Source organism: Enterobacter sp. Res13-Sevr-PEC09-46 (genome assembly GCF_015672585.1).
Classification (GTDB): Bacteria; Pseudomonadota; Gammaproteobacteria; order Enterobacterales; family Enterobacteriaceae; genus Enterobacter; species Enterobacter hormaechei_C.
In genome coordinates, this window is sequence record NZ_JADABR010000018.1 from 159090 (window position 1) to 181334 (window position 22245).

Sequence of the window (22245 nt, forward strand, 5' to 3'; positions counted from 1 at the left end):
CGTTCTCCTTACTGCAGGGCTTCAGCCAGTTCGACTCGCAACACGATGTTGCCGCCTCGATAGTCGACGGCCCCAATTCTCGGGTAGAGGTGCAGGCCGAAATAATCGACAGGTACCAGTTGTAACGCGGATACGGTCTGTACCACCTGTTGGCGGGCTTCCCGGGGGATCAGTAATTCAGCAAACCCTTCGCGAGAGATCGCCGTGTGGATCTGCGAAAGCCAGTCGCTGTCTGTCAAATCAATCTGCGTCGCAGGTTGCCAGAACAAGGTGCTGAGCAGCAGCCTTTCCGTGAGTTTTGGCCCGTTATCAAAGGGGTTGTAGTAGCTGAGTATCGACTGGCGGATAGTATTGCCACGCTGCCACAGCATGCCCTGAATCTGGCAAAAACGTTCGAAAATTTTTGTGACGTTCGCTCCGGGAAGTTCCTGAATTGCCTGAGTATGGGCAAAAATGTTCAGGTTAATTTCATAACCGGCTTTGGCCTCCAGCGCCCGCCATTCGCGCAGATAGTCCAGCAAGCGCCGATCGTGAGAAAGCTGGCTGCCAGGGCGAAGGATGCGGGTATGCAGCACAGACATAAAGCTGTGAGAAAGCGCAAATCCTTGTTTTTTTAGCTCAGTACGTAGGTTTACATTCGCAACCCGACGATCATGATGACTCTCCGCCAAGCGTAAATCGTTCAGCGTCTGCTGCAATGTGGTGTTTGAAGGGAGTCGCGAGAGCAGTTCGAAGAGATCGTCATCGATCTGCTCGTAGTCGCTGGCGGCAAAGCTACGAATAAACAGATTCAGCAGGGCGACCGGATCGCCGTGGAACGCTTCTTCGAGGCGGGTGATAATCCCGCAGCCCCCAGGCTCTGATTCGGTGAGCCAGATATCGAGTTGCTCCCCATCAAGAACGGCGTCAACAAGCAATCCTCTGTCGTCCACCTCAGGCAGCAACATATGGCTGGTCTGTTTTACGGCACCTGAGAAGGTGCTTATCAACAACGTCTGGAGCCACTGGCAAAAAGAGGCATTTTGGCTGAGGTCGTCAGTTAACACGGCGCTATGCGTATCAAGCATTGCAAGCAGTTCCGGCTCGTTGAACAGGCTCCTCAACTGCTGCTGTAGCTCCTGGCGCTCCGCTGAGCCCTCTCCATCTTCGTTGTTTTCAAAAATATTTTCGGCCTGGAACAGCGAATCGGCAATTGTCGCCAGCGACTCTCTGCCCTCCGGCGTGCGCAGAGCGTGAATTGCATCCGCGAGGTCTGTGCTGCTGACAATTTCTTTGGTCAGCGCCGCTATATAGCACTCGTAGATCCAGTCCGCGGTGAAACTGTCATATTCAAAACGAGCTTCACTGCTAATACAGTGGCGGAAATAGAGCGTTCTGAGAGACCCGGCTAACTTTGTATCATTCATGACCTGCTGATGCAGTGCGGAAGGCAGCGTAAAACTCAACTTCATGCCATCCACCCACTGGCGGGCACCAACTGCGACCGGGTGACCGTTTTCGACCCATCTAAAATTCACCCAGGCCTGCTGTTTGCTTTTACTCCGCAGCGAAGCGCTGGCGGCGGTGGCATAACGCGTCAGCTCAAGGGGGGTCATATGTTGATGTGTATAAAACGTGGCGGACCGCAACACTGTGCTCCATGGCCCCGCGGGGATCGCCATCGCTTCGGCATGGGCATCTGCGGAAAAGTGAGTGTGCCACGTCAACTGAGAATTACTCTTCTCCGTCAGATTCTGTTTGAAATCAAGAGCTCGGGTAAGAATTTGCAGAGGACGAATGACTTTTAGCTGCGATGCATCCGCAAGGGTTACCAGACACTCCGGCTGCCAGGTATCACCAAATGCCTCGTTGATCTCGAAATCGACGTCTGAAACCTGGTTCAGTTGCGGCACAAAATTGTTTGGCACCAGCCAATCGGCTTCCAGATCCGAATAAATGGCGTAGCGCTTGGAGATGCGGCCCGGTGCAAACTCCTTCAGGCCTTGAATAAATGGCAGATTTTCATATTTCGCAAAGCGGCGTTCAAGCTGGATGCTCAGTTCAGGCAAGTTCAACTCACTGAAGAGGGCTGCTGGAATAAACGAAGGTAGTGGTGAACGCCCCATCGATCTGTCTGCGCCGGGAATACCCATCAGCGACCACCGGGTGGTCAATTGGCGCTTCAAGGTCGGGAGCATCTCCATCATGATAGAGCGCGGCGGAGACCACATAACGCGCTGAAGTTGCGGCTCGGTTATTTTGAGCGCGTAGAATAAGTATTGTTCCAGTTCCTGCTGAGAGACATTCTTTTCCAGCACGGCGGAAATCAAAGTGAGTATGCGCTCTAGATGCCCTTGCTGCTCTTTGCTTTTGGGCGGATTGTTCAACAATGACCAGATGTTACTGCCAGGGATCTTCATGCTTAGCCAGTCCAGAGTTGCCATCGCTGCCTGCATTTTCTGGATATGGATATTGCCTAGAGGAAGCGACTGGCCCTTGATTTCCGGTGTCACCAACTCCTCATAACGTTGGTACACCACGCGATCGCGACCGAATTCTGACAGCACGACCACCATCCAGGGGCGCATGGTTCTTGAACGCCCGGCACGGCCTTTGCGTTGCAGATAAGAGGCGACATTGCGCGGTGCTTTATGCTGAATCACTACCCCGACTGAAGGATCGTTAAAGCCGACTTCCAGCGAGGCGGTTGCTACGACAATGTCGGCTTTAGGATTGACTCCAGCGTCCTGGCTGGATGTCCGCGCCACTATGGCACGATCGTGACCATCAAGAGGATGCCCTATATCGATCACCATTCGCCAATTTTGACCGGCAAGGGTCAATGCGTCGAGAGCACCACTGTTTTCGTTACGCTGAGCTGCGAGCGGAGTTTCGTTAGGCAGAAGTTGTTGTCCGCGCGTACGCCACCCTTCGGCATCGCAAAGCTGGTGGTAGAGGCGGTTATTGATATCAAGATCGTCGGTAAAGACGAAGGCTTTGCGACCCCAGGTGCCGTGCGACGCGGCTTTGCGGGTATCCATAATCCGGCGTGCCAGCATACTGGTTTGGATGGTGGTTGAGAGCAGAGCCGTTTGCGAAACGGGATCGCCCCGCAATGCCAACAGATATTCAGCCCCTTCGTCTACCATCTCCTGGAAAGCGGGCTCAATGAGCATGACATGTTTTTTGTTGGCTCCTACCAAGTCTGCGAAGAACCGCTCAGCATCGCTCAACGTTGCCGAGAGGCCAACAAAATGCGGGCGGCAGCGCGCCAGTTGCATCCAGCGGCGAAGTAGATAGGCAGTTTGCGCGCCGCTGTTGCCTGAATAGGTATGGACCTCATCGAGCAAAACTACCGGCGGTGCAATTACGTTCATGCCGACGCCGAACAGATGGCTGGCCTTGTTGTTGCCTAGATGCTGGTTGAGCATTTCAGTGGTGGTAAACAAAATATCCGGTGGGTTATTCATCAATGAGACGCGGGTGAGCACCACTTCATCTTCACCCACGCTGTGCGTGCAGTGCGTACAGCGCAAGATCTCTTTGCCCTGACGGATATCTTCCGCTTTCCAGCGCATTTCGCCTTGGCATTTTGGAGTGCTGCAGCGTAGCAGATCAAAAGGAAGATCTTTGTCTTTATCAACGTACTGGATGCTGTACGGCGTATCGCCAAAGAATGAGCCAATGCGGATTTTTCGCCCTGAAAGTTTCTGTGCCTGGGTATCCACTTCACGGCATTTTACCCAAGTCTCCATAAACTGATCTTTAAGCAACTCTTTACGCGGATAAAGAGCCAGTGAGCGAACCCGCGCCGAGCAATCGCGTTGCAGATCGTTGATAAGTGACGTTAGAGCAGGCAGATAAAACGCCAGGGTTTTACCGCTGCCAGTGCCAGCACATACGATGGTGGCGGTTGCTTCTTTGGCGTGTGGGTGGCGGCTGTGAAAATCCCATGCCCTCAGGATGCGCGCCGTCGCCTTGGACTGAAAACCGGCTATGGAGAAATCACCGATAAGCGTTTGCAGGGCCTGACGTTTAATGTCGTTCATCCACTCAACGTCGGACCATTGATTCAGTACCTCTTCAGCCGGATGTATCCTTGCCGGGTAACTGCGCGGGCGGCGTATAAAACGATAGTCAGCCACCAGCGACCGCGTGCGATTCAACTGCTGGCCGCGAAACCACTGGCGCTGATGGCGAAACAGATGAACAGATTCCGCCATACGAGTGCGATAAAGCCTCATTCCCTGAGTATTGGGGATGCTAAATAACATCGCGGCGTCTTGAAGATCCTGCATTAGCACTTTGCCATTATCATCAGGAAAATGGTGGGCAAACAGGGACAGAATATCCGCATCCGTAAAGGCACCTTCCGTGTCTCCCCAGACTAGCAACTCGGCTTCGCGCCCTTCGAGCACGTCCAGCGCCGCATGCAGACGACTTATATCCTCAACAGTCATGTCACTATTTCCTTGTAATCACAAAGTCTTCCAACATGTCTTCATCTCGAAGCCACTCAAACACTTCTGTTGTCAATGCGCTCAGCGTTGGTTTGTTTCGCTGCGGGCCATTGATGCGATCAAGGAAGTTCTGCACCGCTTCTGGCCAGTCAGTTTTCATCATGCCGCGCAGGGTGTTCAGGTGCTCCGCCATTGCCCGGATCTTTGTCACGCTCTCGCCGTTCTCAGGCAAAGGTTGGATCAAGGTGTCAAACTTGTCGCGCAGGCTTAGGTATTCGTCAGCAATCTCTTTCAGTTTCTCGAGTTTCTGCTGAGCATCGAGGGTTTTGCTGTCTACCTGAATCTGCTGATGCAGGATTTGTTGCCACTCTTCCCATGCGTTTTTCAGCTGGTCGCTCAGAGTGCGGTGCAGGCTGAGCGCCTGGCTCACGCAGTTGGTCAGGGAGTCATTCTGAATGATGTCATATGCTGTAGGTTCCTGCGTTGCGACCACTCCATCCAGCGGTTCATCCGAGGCTTGCGTATCGGCAGCTACTTGGGTCTGATTATTCAGCCAGCGTCTCCACTGAGACAGCAAGTTATTGACACCGTTAACCACATTTTTGAGTTCATTTCGTTGATCTTCTCTCCAACTGACCCTCAGTTCAGGCGGCAGAAGTTGTAGGGCCGGGTACTGGTATTTAAGGCGACAATAATGCCCAGCGACGGTGTCAGTTTTTGAGAGCACTACGCCGCATTTCTCAATAATCTGCGTGGCTTTACTTGCTTGGACGCTTAAATCCAGTTGCTTCTGCATCTCTGCAAGCTGTTGGCGTAATGTACTCATTCATTCACTCCAGAGGCGCTGATATCAGCCGCCAGATTTTTCAGTCGCTCTTCTACTAGCGTGCAGGCATTTTTCAGTTTCGGTGCGTCACCCTTACTGTTTATCTGCTGTAGCGTAAAGCTGATTTTCGATTGAATATTCTGCCATTGCGCAAGAAGGTTACCGATACGGCTGACGTAATCACCATCCAGATGGGAAATGTCATGCCACAGCATGAAGGCATCTTTCTGTCTGACGAGGGAATTAAGCGTGAGCAGCGTGTTCAGGCTGGCCTCTGCGTCTACTCTTAATGCTTCAATTTCACCCAGCAACCATGATGAGTTTCTGATCTGCTCGGATTCCGAAGGGTAATATTGGGTGCGTACCGCTTCGATAAACATCTGCCACTCATCGAGAAGGGCAATGAAGTCATCCTGATTTTTTATATTTTCAAAGAGTTGTGCATTTTCGATAGTTGATGCGATCTCTTTGCGGGCTGTCTCTGCCGCACGCTGCACATCCGCTCCAAGCGGTTCCTTCTGGATCTCTCGCAACGCGGAGGTTACCACTTCGGCTTCAAGTGCTCGGACTGAGGTGAGCCCGGAACTTAATTCAGGGACGGCAACCAGAGAAAGCCATGCGTCGCGGGCGTCGTCCCACCCCTGAAGTGCTGCCTGCCGGGCTTCAGCCACTTTTATGCTGGAATGTGGTTTCTGGTTGGCCTCGAGTCCGTAGAAACAGAGATCGGATGGGCTTGTTTTGATTGTTCGTCCTTGATTCTTACCCTCAGTTCGACCGACGCCTTTCTGCGTCAGGCAAAGTGCATCAATGAGCTCCGTCGGATTTTCTTTGCCAGTCAACAGGCCCAACAGCAGCGCTTTTTGGTAATGATTACGCAGCGCAGGCTTCAGTTTCCGCGCCCGGGCATGGTTGATTGCAATCTCCGCGGTCTGCGGCACCCACCAACTGGCAAAGTTTTCATAGTGGGCGTAGTCTTCCATAGCTTCAGGGTAGCTAAGCCCTTCGCTTAAGTTGGCGTAATGCTGGATACGCAAAATCGCCAGCGACACGTTGTAGATCTCTATCCTGCGTAGCGGATCGTTGAGGTCTTTGAGTTCATAGAATTTCACAATAGCGTTCGAGGGATCTGAAGCCGCCAGTGGCAGGCTAATCAAAGGATTACGCTCAATCAGTGAAGGTCGCTCTGCCATACTGGAAAATTCCACTTGGGCATAGAGTTCATAGCAATTGTTAAGTCCTGCGCGCAGATCACTGGCAATTAATTGAGGTAAAACGGTTTTTTCATCGACCCAGGCTTTGAGATGTTTGATGAAAGCTAGCTCAGATTTCGGTTCAGGTTTAGGTTCAGGAACTGTAATACCGGTTGGTTTGTTAAGTTTTTCATCATCGTTGCCTCCTGCTGGTGGGGCAGAAATTTTACCGTTAATACGTTCGGCCAACTCAGTGAGACCAAAAGCTTTTGCTACTCCCGGCGGCAGTTGATTGCAGACTTTTTCCCAAGAGTCGCAGCCATAGCTCCAAAGTGCGGTCAATGACGCTGCACTGGTAACTCTGTTTCTGGTTAACTGATTGATGTTGTGAAGTATTTCTGTGCCAACGTCAATTCCTGCAAGGTTCGGCGGTGGAAATAGCCCGCGCTCTGCCTCAACACGGCAATCACGCAAAATATCCAGCAGGATACGGTTAATCACAATTCGTGGGTTAAAAGTCAGTTGGCCGCTGCTGTCACGGCAGTTTTTATCAGCCAGCGCACGGATAGCTTCGCGGTTAAACGGGAACAGCGGAACTTGCTGTTTGTCTGTCATACCAAAGTCCGCCAACCATTCCGGCTTTTCTTCGTCTTGCCAGACAGTCGGCCAATTTGCCTGGTTTTGCGCCCGCGACTGCTTCAGCGCCGTTGCGCCATGGCGCGCTGCATTCAGATAACGACCGCACAGTGACACAATACGCCCTTCGTTGTTGTCTCTGTCGGTGTGCTCAATGATCCACTCGTAGCCCGCTCGTGTCATCAGCGTTTCCTGACGGCGTTTGTAGCCCGGATAGTTATCGGTAACGGCAATAACCGAATGCACCGGGCATAGTGTTTTCACTCCATCACGCATGCCTTCTTCGATCAGACTGTCAATCAGTACATCTTCAATGGCCGAAATAGCTGCCATATCTTCCACCAAGATCACAAGGCGGCGATCTTGTGCGAGCAACTCACGGCGAATCTGCTGGAACAACTCCTGGAAGTTACCGCCGTTGAATGTAAAGAGTTTGGCAAATAGTGATTTTAACGCCGCATGCATCGCTTCATTCAGAACGCTTACAGCCTGAATGCGGGCTTTTTCATTATCATGTTCATCAATACGCGAGTGTCGAATATATTCACGAGCAAGCGACGACAGGTCATCTATGTTGTCTTGGAAAAAGAGATCGGCGGGTGCCAGTTCGTAATTATCGTGATCCTCATCCTCCTCTTTAAGCCCATCGCTCATTCGACTGGCGCGTTTATAGAGGCAATGATCTTGTTTGAGCAGATTCAGCTTAAAGTTAGGGTCAGTAATCAGGTTGCCAATGCCGTTTTCGACTTCTTCAATGATGGCTTCGAGTCGGTTCAGAAGATCTGCCGGGATCTCTTTCCCTTGCGATTCGTAATCTTGGCCGATCTTCATCGCTTCGTTATACATGCTTTCTAATTGATGAGACATCATGGTCAGCATCAGATCAGCGAGATCTTTAGCGGAGTGTTGTTCAGCCACATCATCAACACGCTTACGCGCGTCATCAAAAATTCCACCGTGCAGATTTTTCAGGATCAGCAGCAGAACCTGACGCAGGCTGGCGTTTTTCGGAATACGGACAATTTCCCACTGTGCCAGTTCGCCGTTTGCATGCAGATGGCTTTTTAGACGACAGTCAAGCCAGCGCACCAGATGTGATTTCCCCATCCCTGAACGGCCGATGAGTGGGATAGCCCGCTCGGTGGTGAGCAGTTGTGTAAACATGTCTTCGTCGCGGAGGGCTACCTGATTGTTGTTAACATCACGACGGGTAAGCACCATTGGCTCATGTACCGCTAGTAGTACATCATCCTGCAACTCTTCGGCTTCGTTACGGATGCACTGCTCGATATTTTCAAGTGACGGCCAGTAGTTCATGATACTCATTGTGCGGCCTCCCTGAGACGGACCTGGCTGACTGGGCGAATCTCACCATTGGGCAATTGTAGCGATAATGATGCGGCGTCATCGCTCCCAACGATCAGCTGAATTTTCTGGTCGATTTCCAAGCGACGCAGCGCAAGTGATGTGCTGGTGCTGATATTTTTACCTTCCGGAGCAGACCAGTTGCGTTCGCTCATGATCTCCTGCATTTTTACCCGGAATTCACCGCCGTCCATCATTGGCATCACTTCAGCCATATTGGCCATGAAGGTTTTAATGGAGAGGCTATTTTGTTCGCCAAAAATCTGCGGCAAAAAGCACTGAATCGCCCGGGTTGGATCGGTATAGTAGTTCTGGTCCGGCGCTAGTTCCAGAAAGCCCAAATAGCGTCCATATTCCCTGACCAGCTTTTCGGTATTGGAGTTAACGGTTTCGGTTGGAAGCCATCTTTGCAGTTTTTCAGTGATGATATTTGGGGCCAGCGGTTCCTTGCCGCCTAATGAGTGCTGCTGAAGATTCATCAAACAGGTTAGCACTCGCCACAATGGTTCACATTCCTTACCTTCAGCGATACCTTTTTCTTTGCAGGCATCAATGGTGCATTGCAGCACGCGCTGATAGAGCGGACGAGTCTCATTGGGCTGCGGCAGAATCCTCTCTTCTTCCATAGGCCAGAGTCCCAGTCGGCACCAAAAGGCGAGGTTCTCTCTGATTTTTCCCCAAGCGTTATCGTTAGCGGGCAGGTTATTGGGCCGATAGCGAGCCACAACCGCTTCCGGGGAAAGCGGTGCCTGGGCATTTTGTACAATGCGATCAAATAAGGGGATCAGCACCAGGCTGCTTCCTGGGTTTGCGTTATTGATGATTGACATGCTGTAGTTGCCTGATAAAAGTGTCCAGGGGTTGCGCGTTGCCTGCGCTTTCCCACCATTTTCTGTAAGGATGCTGCGGATCGGCCAGGTGCTGCGGGGCGATGATGATGCGTTCATATCGCGAGGCCGGTAGGTCCGGTAGCGCAGTGGCAGTGTTAGACACAATCACAATTTCCGCACTGTCCGAAGTGGGTGCAGCAAGTTTTTGCACGCACCAGAAGCGAGAGATGGAATCCAAGGCGCGTTCCAGATGCCTGAAATCGGCCTTATCTGCTCGGATGGTCTCGTAATCGCCAGAGCCGATCAACTGACGAAGCGGTACGCGGAGTTCTGATAGAAGAGCCCTCATTTCCAGTTCATCGGTGTAATACACTTTCCTGACGGCACCAGCGAAGCGCGCTCGTTTCTTCGGCGTCGCTCGTATAATTTCCACATCGGCCCCAACTGTTGGGGAGAACGCGCCTTTACCCTGAGCCCGACACCCCGGGCATCCGCCGCAAGTGATTTCTGGCGCATGGTGCTGATAAATATAAAATTTTCTTAGTATCTGGCACAGGGGAGGTCGAGGGTCGAGGATCCACGTTTTTAACAAGGTAAATGCCGCGCGGCGCTTAGCTAGTTCTTCTTGGCGGGCCCTATCAACAAAGGTGTTCCAATACTCTTCAGAGTGGTGCGAGTCGTTGCAGTGGCGAATATGCACTTTGTTGTAATACTGGGCAAACCAGTCGTGAACTGCCTGAGCGTTTTCTTCTTCATCTTTTCGCAGGTTTTCTGGCAGCTCAGGGGCTGCGAACACCAGCTCAATCAGCCCGGTGCGCTGCATCAATAGTAAGGTTCTGCGGTTCCAGGCTTGATTTCGATCGCCCTGATAGTCGATATGATCGGGTTTAGTATCCAGTGAGATGCTGTAACTGGCGATGTCGCTGGGCTGGTACCGCTTAAACATGGCCATCCAACGCTGGTAGCCTTTTTCGACGCTGATAAGTTTTTCAACCGAAAGGCTTTCTGCCGTCTCCATTTGCGCACTATGCCAGACCAGATGCGCCTGGCAGGCTTTGCCATCACGCCCGGCGCGTCCACATTCCTGATAATAGCGATCGATATTTTCCGGAATGGCGGCATGAATGACCGAACGGACGTTGCTTTTATTCATTCCTACCCCAAACGCCGAGGTGGCAACCATGATGTCCAGTTGGTCGCTTGCCCATTGTGAAATCAGTTTTTTGCGAGCTAGGGTTTCCGTGTCGCCATGGAACAGGCCAACACGCTGGTATTGCTGTTGCTGAAGTCGGAGATGCCAGTTTTCCGCTTCTTCCTTCGTGGTGCAATAGAGGATGAGCGGGCGTGGGAGCGTCATTAGCAACTGCTCCACGCGCTGCTGATGCGCACCAGGGGTGGGCTCAGCATGTACGAAGTATTCGGGTTCGGGACGCAGGAAGTTCGCTGTAATCTCAATCAGTTCGCTGTCATCTGAGCGGAACTGCTCAACAATCACATCACGGGTGTTCTGGCTCCAGGTGGCGGAGAGCAGCAGGGTGCGAAAACGGCATCCGGGCTGGGCTTTTAATGAACGAATCAGCGGCGCAATCAGCTGAAAATCAGGGCGGAATTCAGCGCCCCACTGGTCTATTAGATGGGCTTCGTCGATAACGACGGCACCTATTAGGTTATTTTTCGCCAGGTCAAACAGTACCGGAACCAGCGACGATTTTGCCGCCTCCGGCGAACAAAAGAGCACGCGCTGTGAGCCGTTTCTCAACCGCTCTTTCAGCGTCTGGCGCGTTGTGTGATCCTGACCGCCAACCCAGGCATAGGTTCCTCCGTGATCCTGCTCAGCCTGCCGCAGCATGTCCCGCATAAAATCCGCTTGTTCTATGGCGAGGGCGACCGTTGGGACAATCACCAGCGTTAACGAACCGAACGGCGCACTGATGGCCTGGATTTGCGTGATAAGGCTTTTACCGCAGCTGGTGGGGAGATTCACCACCAGAGTGCTGTTGACGTCGGAGGTGAGCAGCGTGCGGATTGCCGCCTGCTGTCCGAAGCCACGGTAGTGCGTATGGGGCGTGTCGACCAGCAAGTTCTTGAGCGCCGGATCCATTTCCGGCTGCAATAAGTTACGTCGGGTTCGGCTCTGGTAAGTGGCCCGGGTGCTCGTCAGGTCCGCTTCAGCAGCGAGTGACAATATCTGTCCCACGACGGATTTTTCCAGCCCCCAAAGTGGGTCTGGGGTCTCCGTCAGCGACGGTGGAGAAGGCAGCCAGGGATCTTCGATGCCGTTCACCTGTGCAGTGCGAAGGGCATCGGCATAGCCGGCAAAAATATCATTCAGGCCTGCAGTAGGGTCGATGATGATGTTCATTAACCGCAGGAAGAAGGGATTTTCAATCCCCTCTTTGAAGGTAACGTCATCGGTAAAATAGGTGGTTAGCGCAAACTGCAGACGTGACCATTGTTCCGTCATCAGGCGACTCCAGATAAAATATTGCTACTGCAAAGAATGATCGCTTTTACCGACATCAGCTGGATATAAGCGTTGGCTTGAGACAAATCACGCTGTTTTTGCAGCGCTTTATCATATACCTGCTCAACCTGTTCTTTCCACGCATCAGCGGAAATCAGCTCTTCAATTTCTTGCCATCTAGTGGCTCGCAGATTGAGGTCCACATAACTTTTTGTGGCAGAAGGGGTCTTGCTGTACTCGCTGTTCAGCATTCCAAGCAGTTGTGGATTTGTCACCTGGGAACCGTCTGCAGCTACCCACTCCTCAACAATGCGTGGCGGCTCCAGTTCATCGCATTGACGAAGAGTGGCGTAAGGGCTTAGCGGATCGCAGCCAGTAATGAGCCAATTCATCTGAAAGAAATAGCGAGGTTCATTTAGTTCTGCGTTAATCATACGTAGCATCGCCACCGAACTGCCCCGCGCGTCCTGATTCAGTAACTGCCAGATCGCATCGACGAAAGGTTGGCCGTAACGCAAGGGATAAACCGTTGTCCCGTCAATGGCAGGGATACGTTCTGCACTCATTAGATGGGTAGACGGTGGATTGCCTCCCTCTTTGTCGAAGCTGAGCATGCAGGTTGACAGAAAAGTTTTAAAATCTACCAGCGTCCCAGTACTGCGTTCAGCTAGTTCAAAACTAAAACGCATCCCTTCTTCAGCATTTCCTGATGAACGGAAACGCAATCCTTGAGAGATCCACGGCGTAAGTGCTTTACACTGTTCTGCTGCAATGAGATCGTCATTACTAAGCTGCTGAGCGAAAAGTGCCGCTTGCGAGACTTCTTCATCCATTGCCAGCAATTTTTCCTGCATGTTGATTTTGTTGGTCTCTCTGACCAAAACGCCATTTTCACCAGAGAATTCTGCCGTAAGGTTTCCCAGCACTTGTGGGCCTTCGATGAACAGTCTGTTCCAGGCATCACTGATATAATCATCTAGTACGAACTGCAGACTGGCGATGGTATTGTTAAATACGCCAATGCTGTTCACCAGAATGTCGGCCCACTGATTGCGTAAGCTATCGGTCACATGGTTTTTTAGTATCATGCTTTGAACCGGTTTGATACCACGCAGGTTGGCGCTATAGCGGTTGAGACGACCCAGACGTTGCTCAATCCGACTGCAGGATCGCGGCAAACCATAATGAACGGCCAGACGACGTCCTCCGTGGAGATTCAACCCATCCTCGCCGCTTCTATCGCACAATAGAACCCGAACGGGGTTTTGTGCCTGAGTGAACTGTAGTGACTGGCCTGGCTGATAGCGTTCTATTGGGTAGTCCAGCAGAATGCTCATTTTGACTGACAGGTGCTGCGCTAGTTCAGGACGATCGCAGAAGACAATCGCTTTGCCATCTGGAAATTGATTTAGCCAATCATTGAGCGATGCGGCCAACATATTGTCGATAGCTTGTTGCTCATTTTTAGCCGTCGAGACGATATGTTCCAGTAAGGCTTGCTCATCCTTGGGCAGTCCCGTTGACTCTGTGAGAATGGCTTTTGCCCGCTGCAGAACACAAATCGGACTGGAAAAGAGATCGTCAATCCAGGCGATGTAGTTCGCTTCTTTTAACGACCAATGCTGGTTTTGCGGTAGTACGGCCATAGCGCGATACTCTTCCAGCAACTCATCCAAGGTTAGTCCTTCGGTTTGCCAGTGAGATTCCCTCACGCCGTTTAGACCAGGGAAGAGAAGATCCAGATTCAGGTTTTTGCTTTCATCCTGACTCAGTGCAACCTGACGGCGATTTCTCAGCAGACGGTGGTGGATGCGGTAATTCTCGCCAAGATGTAGTCTTATCGCTTTAATACCCGCTTCACGTTCAGGTGTTGGTTGAGAAAATCTCCCGATCAGTGGAAACAGTCCTTGGCATAACGTTGCCAACTGATGGTCGTCGGGGAATTGCACCAGAACCTCTTCAAGGTTACGGCGAAGACTAATATTAGACACAGATGGAACTAGAGAAGAGAAAACACCGCCAAGGCTTTCACGGTTTTTCACTAGTTCGGTGAATGCATGCAGGTGGTTTTCATCAATCTGGAATGCTTCCGGGTTGATGCAGTGCAGCATCGACAGGAAGTTGCGCTCATGGCCATGCAGCGGCGTACCAGTGAGAAGCAATGCGTAATGCGCTTTCTGACATGTTTGTGATATCAGTTTGAAATCATCACGCTGGTCTTCGTCCGTAGACCACGGCCAGTCTGCAATTTGATGGACTTCATCAATGGTAATCAGGGATGGTGAGAATCCTCTGCTCAGCAGGAGGCATGCCTCAGAATAACTACAGATAACAATCCCCTGTGCAGAGCCATCTTGCTTTAACAAGGAGAGCATCGCCGAGACACCAACGAGCAACTGTTTTAGCTGAAAACGTTCACCTAATTCTTCCCGCCACTGGCTGACGAGTTGGCCTGGCACGGCGATAAGCATACTGACATGCCCCGCTTCTTCCAGGGCATGTTCACGGATAACCATACCTGCTTCAATGGTTTTCCCAAGACCCACTTCATCCGCCAGAATATATTTCGGCGTTTTATCTTGTAATACTCGCCGTACAACGGCCAGTTGATGCGGTTCCAGTTCGACGGCGCTGCTGGAAATGGATGCTAGACCCCTGCAGGAAGCGCGTTGTTGGATGTAGGTCTTGATGAAGGAGTGTCGGCGAGGAAAGAAGAAGGGGGCGTCATTGGCCTGGTAAGCCAGAAAATGTGCAGGATTAATAGGTTTATCGGGTGCTTTGTTCAGTATAAAGATCTTATCGATAGGCAGCGTCGTTGCGTCATCTTCGCGAAAAATGACCAAATAATCACCATTAGGTCGCGACCCACCAAATCGAGCGCGCGTCCAGCGTTGACTTTGTGGTTCAAGGCAGTAGACGACAGCCTCTTCATGAGGAATCGTCGGCGTTAACTTCTCAAGACTAATTGTAACCTGACGTGTATAGGGGTGTGCAGGTGACTCAAAAAAAGCAACTGCTGCATTGTTTTCGTCAATATCAATGCTGATAACTTTTCCGATACCGTCAAAACTCTCGGAAGCAACCAACGACCCTATAGGTAATATGTTCATCATCACAATCCTTGAAATTATCTTCGCATGTATGATTTGTGCGAAAAATGAACAGTCATGGGATGAAGTAAGGGGTTTCCATGCCTGAACGACACACATTGAGAAGCAAAAGTTCAGTCGATACTGACAGGATACTGAGATGAATCCCATATTCAAGTGAAAAAAATCAAAGTTCTTAGTAGATTCACAAATAACACAGTAAGTGAGTAGCTTTCTTTGTAGTGATTGATTTCTATACGTAAAACCCCATTTCCAACTACTATTTTTCGTATTAGTAGTATCGAGTTTAACTTAAGATTCATTAAATTGATCTGAACTAGGTGATTAATCAATTGCAATATATGAAATATTCTTGCTGTAGTACTTACATATAACAATGGGATTTTAAAAGAATAGATAGCCAATATAATTTTGGCTATCTAGATAAGTTATTTTATGCCGCGATAAATGCAGCCTGCAGAGCATGTCTCTTTCACGACGACTGCGCTAAGGGTCGGGAGTTGAGGTTTAATCTGATTCCAAATCCATTCAGCAAGCACTTCGCTGGTAGGGTTTTCCAGGCCTGGAATGTCATTGAGATAGTAATGGTCCAGCCTATCCAAAGTAGGTTTAAAAATCGCTTTTAGTTCGGCGAAATCAATAATCCAACCAGTGTGCTTATCCACATCACCGGTTATCTCGAGTCGCACGACAAAGGAATGTCCGTGTAAGCGACCGCATTTATGGCCTTCCGGAACATTCGGAAGACGGTGTGCGGCTTCAAAGGTGAAATCTTTGTATAACGTAGTTTTCATAGTGACCTCATTTTTTTGTTATACAGTAACAATAAGAACCAAGATCTCCTAGCATTTCTGAGTTAGCTGCCACTACTCTTTTGATAGACAAAAATATTCCGGTCTAGCTATACCGGACTGTTTTCGATTGTGAGCCTTTAGGCGGGATGGGCATGACGCTAAATTGTGGGTTATCTGTAGCCACAGCCGAACGTTGAACACTTTATTTGATGCCCTCTTAATGGTGTTAAAATGGTGGAAAGGAAAAACCTCAAGATTTTCAAATGGTCACAGTTGCTAGTTGGCTGGCGGCTCAAGTACATCAACTCAGGAAGTAACGTTCACCATGTAATCGGCTGCATATTGTGAGCATTACCAGCCGACTTTACTGACCCTGGGAAAAGGAGGTCTGGTCTAAACCCTATCAGGTAAAAGGGGACATTTTCTATCTGTACTTCAATGCCACCACGGGTGAAGTTGAGCTGACCAAGGTGATAAATGACTGAGTTAATTTACTCCGTATCGATTAGCACCGCCTGATAATCAAGCGGCGTTTTTTCGTAATATTCCATTCAGCCATGTCTCATCTCTGTCCGGGCGGTTATCCTGCGTCACCCACAGCGAAGCGATCTCCATCCCCGGAACCGTCTTCAGCAAATCCCGCAACCCCTCTTCATCCAGATCCGTAAACCGTCTTTCACCCTGCACGCGCTCACCGTTGCCATACTTAAAGGACACGTACCAGACACCGCCAGGCTTAAGCGCATCCGCAAGCTTCTGCATCACTTCAGGCAACTCAGAAGAGGGGACATGCAGCAAAGAGGCACAACACCAGATCCCATCGTACTGCGCTTTACCGTCGAGCTCTGAAAACGTCATCAGCTGCACGGGTAACCCGGTATGTTGCTTTGCCAGCGTCACCATCGCGGAAGAGGCATCAAAAGCATCCACCTGATAACCTATCTCATGAAATGCTTTTGCGTCCCGGCCTGAGCCGCAGCCCGCATCCAGAACCCGGACACCATGAGGCAGATGCTGGGTAAAGGCCTCGTAAAGCGGGGTCATATCGACATTGACCGTGCCATCGAAGAAATCCTGTGCGTGGTTCTGATAATAGTGAAGAGTCATTAAAACGTTGCCTCGCCTTCCGCGTTGGGTTTCCAGGTATGGATAAGTTTGTCCAGCGCGGCCTGCCAGTTACGCTGAAGAAAGCTTCTCCGTGCTTCAGGACGTTGCCCTGTCTGTAGAACAATCGTCTCATGTAACGGCAGTTTGCTCTGAATAAAATACTCATTGCGGGTGTGTAACCGTTGCAGGAGCCTGAGCTCGGGAATGCGTGCCGACTTGCCTTCGACGCCACGGTTACAACACCGGCAGGCCAGCACTAAGTTCCATACGCCGTTAATATTGCTCACTTCCTGGCGGGCAGCCCAGGGAATAAAGTGGTCGACGTCCGCCAGTTCTGCGTCTCCCGGTACCAGACTGATGGGTTTAAAGCAGTAAAAACATCGTCCTTTCTGGTATCCATTCAGGCTGTCGCGGCAGCTGGTGATGTCTACGCGACGCGCATTTACTCTCGTAAACAACAGCTGATTATCTTCGTCAAACTCCACGCCAACAAGGTTACGTGAAATCCCCATCGACCAGGCCTGTTCTACCAGGTTCCAGCGGGCATTGGTTTCAAAGGCGAGGTTTTTATACTGCAGGCGTTCGCCCAGTAAATAGAAGTTGTCCGTCAGGCGAATCCCGTTGTTGGTTTTGCGCTCATCAAGGAAAAAACGTTTATCGATCTCGCCCTGGTTCACGTAGTGAAAGGCATCGATCACGTTGTTAAAGCCGAGGCGCACCGTCGCTTCAATGAGCTGGGCATGGGTGATTTCGCCTCTGTTAAACTTCAGACAGGTCTCGAGAAATTGGCTGCTGCGGGAGGTGATCTGTTTTGGCGCATGTTTCAGGTGCTCGCAAAGATAACGGCTAAACGGCACGGCAAGCTGGTCGAGCGTAATCAAATCGCTGCCCGTCTTATCCACTTCATACAACGCTGACGCCAGCGCAAATTTGTAAGATGCGACATTCCTTCCAAAGAGGATCACACCACGCCAGTAGTTCTCAAGCGTCGGATCGGCCTGATAAAATTCCATCGATGAAGTCCTGTTACGGTTGGCTGGACAGGGCGTTACTTAAGCCTGTAACAGGATCACATAACAAAATCAGGGTGATGTAAATCGTTAATCTATAGGTTTGATGAATTTTTGAGAGGTCAGAGAGGAAGTTCTCGGGACAACCGATACGGCATTAGCGCAGGTTTATAGACGAACAGATATCTGGAAGAGGCGAGTTGAACAGGTTTCCAGTCGAAGCGTTGTTATTTCTCGAATTAAAACCCTATTTCCTGAATCCCCCTCGCAAATTCCAAATTTACCCCAAACCAAACTGCTGTATTTATATTCAGCCCTGTATAATGAGCACCAGAAATTACGCCGAACGGCAAAGTAAGTATCAAACAAATTTAACGAGGAATTTGCGATATGAAGGTGCTGCAACACCCCCATACCGCTAACCACAACCAACTACTGAGGAGTTGAAAATGGCTGCGACGAATTTTAAGCCAGAGTTCACGGTTTGCAAAACAGAATCAGACGCTTTCACCGGCATGATTGAAAACCGCGAGCTGGTACGCAAAAACAGCGCCCGCCGTCTTCACGGCAACCAGCCCAACGCGGCGCCCATTCATCCCCGCGCAGCAACGCCGCAAGACAGTGCCGCCTGCTGCGAACTCTATGCGCGCATAGACATGAAATACCTTCTTCTGGGCGGCGACTGGTTAAACCGTGCAGGCTTTATCAACGGCATGCCGGTAAAAATCCGCGCCATGAAAGACTGCATCGTGATTACGCCACAGCATACAAGAGAATTATGGGGATGCCTGGAAGGTATGAGTGTGGTGAATATAAATAAACAGAAAATAGCACAATGGTTAAAAACGTTTCCGGGGGCGTTGAATGATACGGGAGATATACCTATGGTGAAGCGCGGAAATGGTCTGGCTGAATAATAATATCTAAATTCTCCCTTCATTATTCCTGTAAAAGGATAAGTTAATACGGGCTTGAATACGCATGCCCGTATTTCTCCTTTTTTAAATGAATTATCTAACTCCGCTGGTGCACTCAATAAATCGGTTGTAACATTCCCCGCAAAGCGACAGGGAGGATTGCTATGCAAATTTGTAGGATGGATTACAACGATGTCTCAGCCGATGGAAGAAGGCTGAAACTACACGTTTATGGCGTTGGGACGTTTCCCGTTTTTTCAGGGATTGAACCTGTAACCAATATTGCTGAGTGCGCCTTTATCAGGAATGCTGCGTTACCAGTGGGTACGTACTGGATCGTTGATGCACCGGAAGGCAGTATTGCTAATCGGGTTGAGCGGTTTGTAAAAGACTTCAAGAACGGGACCGATCATTCTGAATGGTTCGGCTTGTTTAATGCTTCGACCATGGCTGATAACGTATTTGTGAATGGGGTCGACAGAGGCTCATTTCGACTTCATCCATTGAGGCCGAATGGTGAGGGAGAGTCGTGGGGATGCATAACGTTCTATAATATCCCTGATTTTCAACTTGTCAGACAATCTTTGCTGGCACGTAAGAAGATTCGTGTTCCTGGTGGTAAAGGGTTGATGGCATATGGACGTATTGATGTGACCGGAAGGGCTGATTATGCTTCATGCAAAGTTAAAAAATAATATCCTGATTGGTCTGGCATGCCTCATTGCTTCCTTCTTTATCGTCTTGTTTCCTCTGGGAGGCTTGCTCGATTACTTATCTCAAACCAGCAATGATTTTTTAAATCGCACCGGTCTGGGGTTTGCTGATGGTGAAGCAGACCCATCATTCCTGTGGGTGTTGGGTGGGATGATGGTCGTCGTTACCGCGCTACTGATGATCATCATCCGAAAGATATGCAATCTGAGGCAGGCATAAGACATTTCATAGGCATTTTCTATGACAATCCTTTTAAACGCCCTGAAGTGGTCAGCGCTCACGGTTGCCACCGTTTTTATCCTCGGATGGTTGTTTGTACGGCTTGTGGCATCTGATTCGGATGAGACGACCGTTTATACGGAAAACGATTTTTTCCACTACCGGATACTGACAGATAAGGATATTAAGAACGCCCCAAAAGTAACGGGCGCCTATTATTTTGAAGCGCATTCGGGCGATGGTTACGAACCTTCAAACAGTATCATTTTTAAAGGCGCTACCAGTGCTGCGCCGTTGCGCGCTTATCTCGAAACGTTAGGGTATGTGAAGGAAAAGCGTAGCCTGGAAGTGAAGGAGGTCTGGTCGAAACCCGAACGGTTAAACGCAGATTTTTTCTATCTGTACTTTAATACCGCTACGGGTGACATTGAACTGACCAAAGTGATAGGTAACGGGCATGTCATCCCATGCCCGTAGTAAGAAAAATCACTCGTGCTTTATCTGCTCTTTCACAGCCCTAACCAATACAGCATGGAGTTCGCCAACGGTTAAATCGCGTATCACAGGTTCGGGTATGCCTCGTAGCCTGCGAATCAAACGGCAGATACAAAAGTAATCTATGCCCTCGGTGCTAAAAAGAAACTCATTTTCAGCGAGAGAAAACGTTTTCTCATAACCATCTTCTTCAGTGACAAGCGTAACGCCAAACGCTGCCTCGCAGTCTTCAATCAGGGCATCGCCATCCATGCCGCATATATCAAGGTCGGCTTCGATTAGGGTGTTCTCATCAATGCGCTTGCGATGATGTCCCGAGGACTGACGTACAACCTCAATGACCTGCGAAAGAGTGGGGTACATTATGTTGGATTCCGTGGGTGAAGAAATGACGCAGACATTGATTAATAGACCGAGTTAACGCCTGGGACTTATCATTGAAGGTACAAAGAAAATCAAAACAATCCACGCAAACATCCCAATGATTTTTAACGGCCAGGGTTCGAATACATCAAAGCACACAATTGCGCCTATAACTAATAGTGGTCCTCCCAATAATTCCAGTATTCCTTCTAAGATAGATAACTTATGAGGCAATACACGATTCAGTAAAACGGCCATGAAATGTGCGCATCCTAAAGTGATGATTATAGCTATAGTGCATTCTTTCCAGTTATCAGTGACACCCACGCATATGAGGCATAACACAATCACAAAAACACAAAGTAATGTATTCAGCATGGAAATAATAAACTTGCTCATAACAGTTGCCGCGACGTTTAAAATATAAAGAGTCTATGAATATAGCGCTCTCAACAGAATGACAAACGACATTGGCTAATAATGCACTTCAGAATTTATTGCGCCTCGCTGATTTCCGTAATGATCAAGTTAGCGGCTTCATGCCAATTCCACGCACTCCACCGCTAAACCTACTTTAACTAAACACCGGCACCCCCAACCCAATCTTCACCTCCCGCAACGTCGCCTGCGTCACCCCCTGCGCCCGTTCGGTCCCGCGCTTCAGCATCGCCATCAACTCTCCCTTGTCCTGCATATACATCGCCCTCCGCTCCCGCATCGGCGCAATCAGCTCCTGCAAACACGCCTCCAGCTCGTTCTTACACACCCTGTCGCCCAGCCCGCCCGCCTGATAATGCGCCTTCATCGCCGCCACTTTCTCCTTGTCCGGATGAAACGCGTCGAGGTACGTAAACACCACGTTCCCCTCAATCTGCCCCGGGTCGCTCACCTTCAGGTGGTTCGGGTCGGTGTACATGGCGCTGACCGCACGATGAATCGTCTCTTCGCTGGCCGAAAGGTGCAGCGTGTTGCCCAGCGATTTTGACATCTTGGCGCCGCCGTCGATGCCGGGCAGGCGGCTGGTGTCGCTCAGCATCGCCTTGCAGTGGCGCAGCACCGGGGCGGGCAGCAGGCTGTTCATCTTGTGCACAATCTCGTTGGTCTGCTCAATCATCGGCAGCTGGTCGTCGCCGACGGGCACGCACTCGGCCTTAAACGCGGTGATGTCCGCCGCCTGGCTGATGGGGTAGGCCATAAACCCGACCGGCAGCGAGCGGGCGAAACCCTTCTGCGCAATCTCGTTTTTCACCGTCGGGTTACGCTCCACGCGGGCGACGGTGACGATGTTCATATACAGCATCGTCAGCTCGGCAAGGGCGGGCAGGGCGGATTGCAGGCAGATCGTGGTCTGGTTCGGGTCAATGCCCGCGGCGAGGTAGTCGGCCAGCACTTCGGGGATGTTGTCGCGAATTTTTTGCGGGTTGCTGCCGTTGTCGGTTAGCCCCTGAAGGTCAGCAATCAGCACAAACTGGTTGTGCGTCTGCTGAAGCGCCACGCGCTGGCGCAGCGATCCGACGAAGTGGCCAAGGTGCAGCGGGCCGGTTGGGCGGTCGCCGGTGAGGATGGTTTGCGGGTTCATAAAGACTCCTTAACGTTGTAATGCCGAAAGGGGTCTTAGATGTGAGAAAGCCGCCTTTCGGCGGCTATCTGAAAATGGGGAAAACTACTCCGTGCCGCCTTTAAGAAGGCAGCCACCAGCGGTTTACGGTGAGCACGGCGTGGTTTATGTTCATCTCTTTACCGTACCATGTCCGGCGCGAAAAACA

Annotated in this window: 15 protein-coding genes; 4 read left to right on the top strand and 11 right to left on the bottom strand. The window is 50.5% G+C overall.

From position 1 onward, the window contains the following. Positions 1–8 precede the first annotated feature (8 nt). From dpdJ to IMQ56_RS12455, 9 genes are all read right to left on the bottom strand, one after another. Positions 9–4439, bottom strand: coding sequence for a protein DpdJ (dpdJ, locus tag IMQ56_RS12415; protein WP_023295839.1), 4431 nt, complete (start codon positions 4437–4439; stop codon positions 9–11). A 4-nt stretch (positions 4440–4443) separates the two neighbouring features. After that, positions 4444–5265: a hypothetical protein gene (locus tag IMQ56_RS12420; protein WP_023295840.1), complete on the bottom strand. Its 822-nt coding sequence runs from the start codon at positions 5263–5265 to the stop codon at positions 4444–4446. Then, positions 5262–8417 carry a protein DpdH gene (gene dpdH, locus IMQ56_RS12425; RefSeq protein ID WP_023295841.1) on the bottom strand — a complete coding sequence of 1052 codons (3156 nt, stop codon included), beginning with the start codon at positions 8415–8417 and terminating at the stop codon, positions 5262–5264. Before dpdH ends, IMQ56_RS12420 begins: the two co-directional genes overlap by 4 nt. Next, positions 8414–9286 (bottom strand): protein DpdG, encoded by an 873-nt coding sequence (dpdG, locus tag IMQ56_RS12430; RefSeq protein WP_023295842.1) that lies wholly within the window; start codon positions 9284–9286, stop codon positions 8414–8416. Before dpdG ends, dpdH begins: the two co-directional genes overlap by 4 nt. After that, entirely contained in the window at positions 9270–11750 is a 2481-nt protein-coding gene (gene dpdF, locus IMQ56_RS12435) for a protein DpdF (protein ID WP_023295843.1), read from the bottom strand. Before dpdF ends, dpdG begins: the two co-directional genes overlap by 17 nt. Continuing rightward, complete coding sequence (gene dpdE, locus IMQ56_RS12440) at positions 11750–14863, bottom strand: protein DpdE (protein WP_230326216.1); 3114 nt, start codon at positions 14861–14863, stop codon at positions 11750–11752. Before dpdE ends, dpdF begins: the two co-directional genes overlap by 1 nt. Positions 14864–15288: 425 nt before the next feature. Further along, a complete protein-coding gene (gene queD, locus IMQ56_RS12445; protein WP_023295845.1) occupies positions 15289–15654 on the bottom strand; it encodes a 6-carboxytetrahydropterin synthase QueD in 366 nt (121 codons plus the stop codon). Positions 15655–16176: 522 nt separating this feature from the next. Further along, positions 16177–16761: a class I SAM-dependent methyltransferase gene (locus IMQ56_RS12450; RefSeq protein ID WP_045330286.1), complete on the bottom strand. Its 585-nt coding sequence runs from the start codon at positions 16759–16761 to the stop codon at positions 16177–16179. After that, complete coding sequence (locus IMQ56_RS12455; RefSeq protein WP_047735134.1) at positions 16761–17774, bottom strand: HNH endonuclease domain-containing protein; 1014 nt, start codon at positions 17772–17774, stop codon at positions 16761–16763. Before IMQ56_RS12455 ends, IMQ56_RS12450 begins: the two co-directional genes overlap by 1 nt. 446 nt (positions 17775–18220) lie before the next feature. On the opposite strand from IMQ56_RS12455, the gene IMQ56_RS12460 reads away from it, so the two are divergent. The 4 genes from IMQ56_RS12460 (at position 18221) to IMQ56_RS12475 (ending at position 20098) form a co-directional block, all read left to right on the top strand. After that, positions 18221–18688: a SymE family type I addiction module toxin gene (locus tag IMQ56_RS12460; RefSeq protein WP_023295849.1), complete on the top strand. Its 468-nt coding sequence runs from the start codon at positions 18221–18223 to the stop codon at positions 18686–18688. A gap of 164 nt (positions 18689–18852) precedes the next feature. After that, positions 18853–19383 (top strand): DUF2778 domain-containing protein, encoded by a 531-nt coding sequence (locus tag IMQ56_RS12465; RefSeq protein WP_023295850.1) that lies wholly within the window; start codon positions 18853–18855, stop codon positions 19381–19383. Beyond that, on the top strand, positions 19358–19621 hold the full coding sequence (locus IMQ56_RS12470) for a hypothetical protein (protein WP_196064034.1): 264 nt from the start codon (positions 19358–19360) through the stop codon (positions 19619–19621). The genes IMQ56_RS12465 and IMQ56_RS12470 overlap by 26 nt, the downstream gene beginning before the upstream one ends. A gap of 21 nt (positions 19622–19642) precedes the next feature. Next, positions 19643–20098, top strand: a complete 456-nt coding sequence (locus tag IMQ56_RS12475; RefSeq protein ID WP_196064035.1) for a hypothetical protein — start codon at positions 19643–19645, stop codon at positions 20096–20098. Between the two features lie 9 nt (positions 20099–20107). Here the strand turns inward: IMQ56_RS12475 and IMQ56_RS12480 are convergent, their stop codons facing one another. Then, the gene (locus IMQ56_RS12480; RefSeq protein ID WP_023295853.1) at positions 20108–20479 is read right to left on the bottom strand and encodes a hypothetical protein; all 372 of its coding nucleotides are present in this window, start codon (positions 20477–20479) and stop codon (positions 20108–20110) included. Positions 20480–21053: 574 nt separating this feature from the next. After that, the gene (trpS, locus tag IMQ56_RS12485; RefSeq protein WP_196064036.1) at positions 21054–22058 is read right to left on the bottom strand and encodes a tryptophan--tRNA ligase; all 1005 of its coding nucleotides are present in this window, start codon (positions 22056–22058) and stop codon (positions 21054–21056) included. Positions 22059–22245 lie beyond the last annotated feature (187 nt).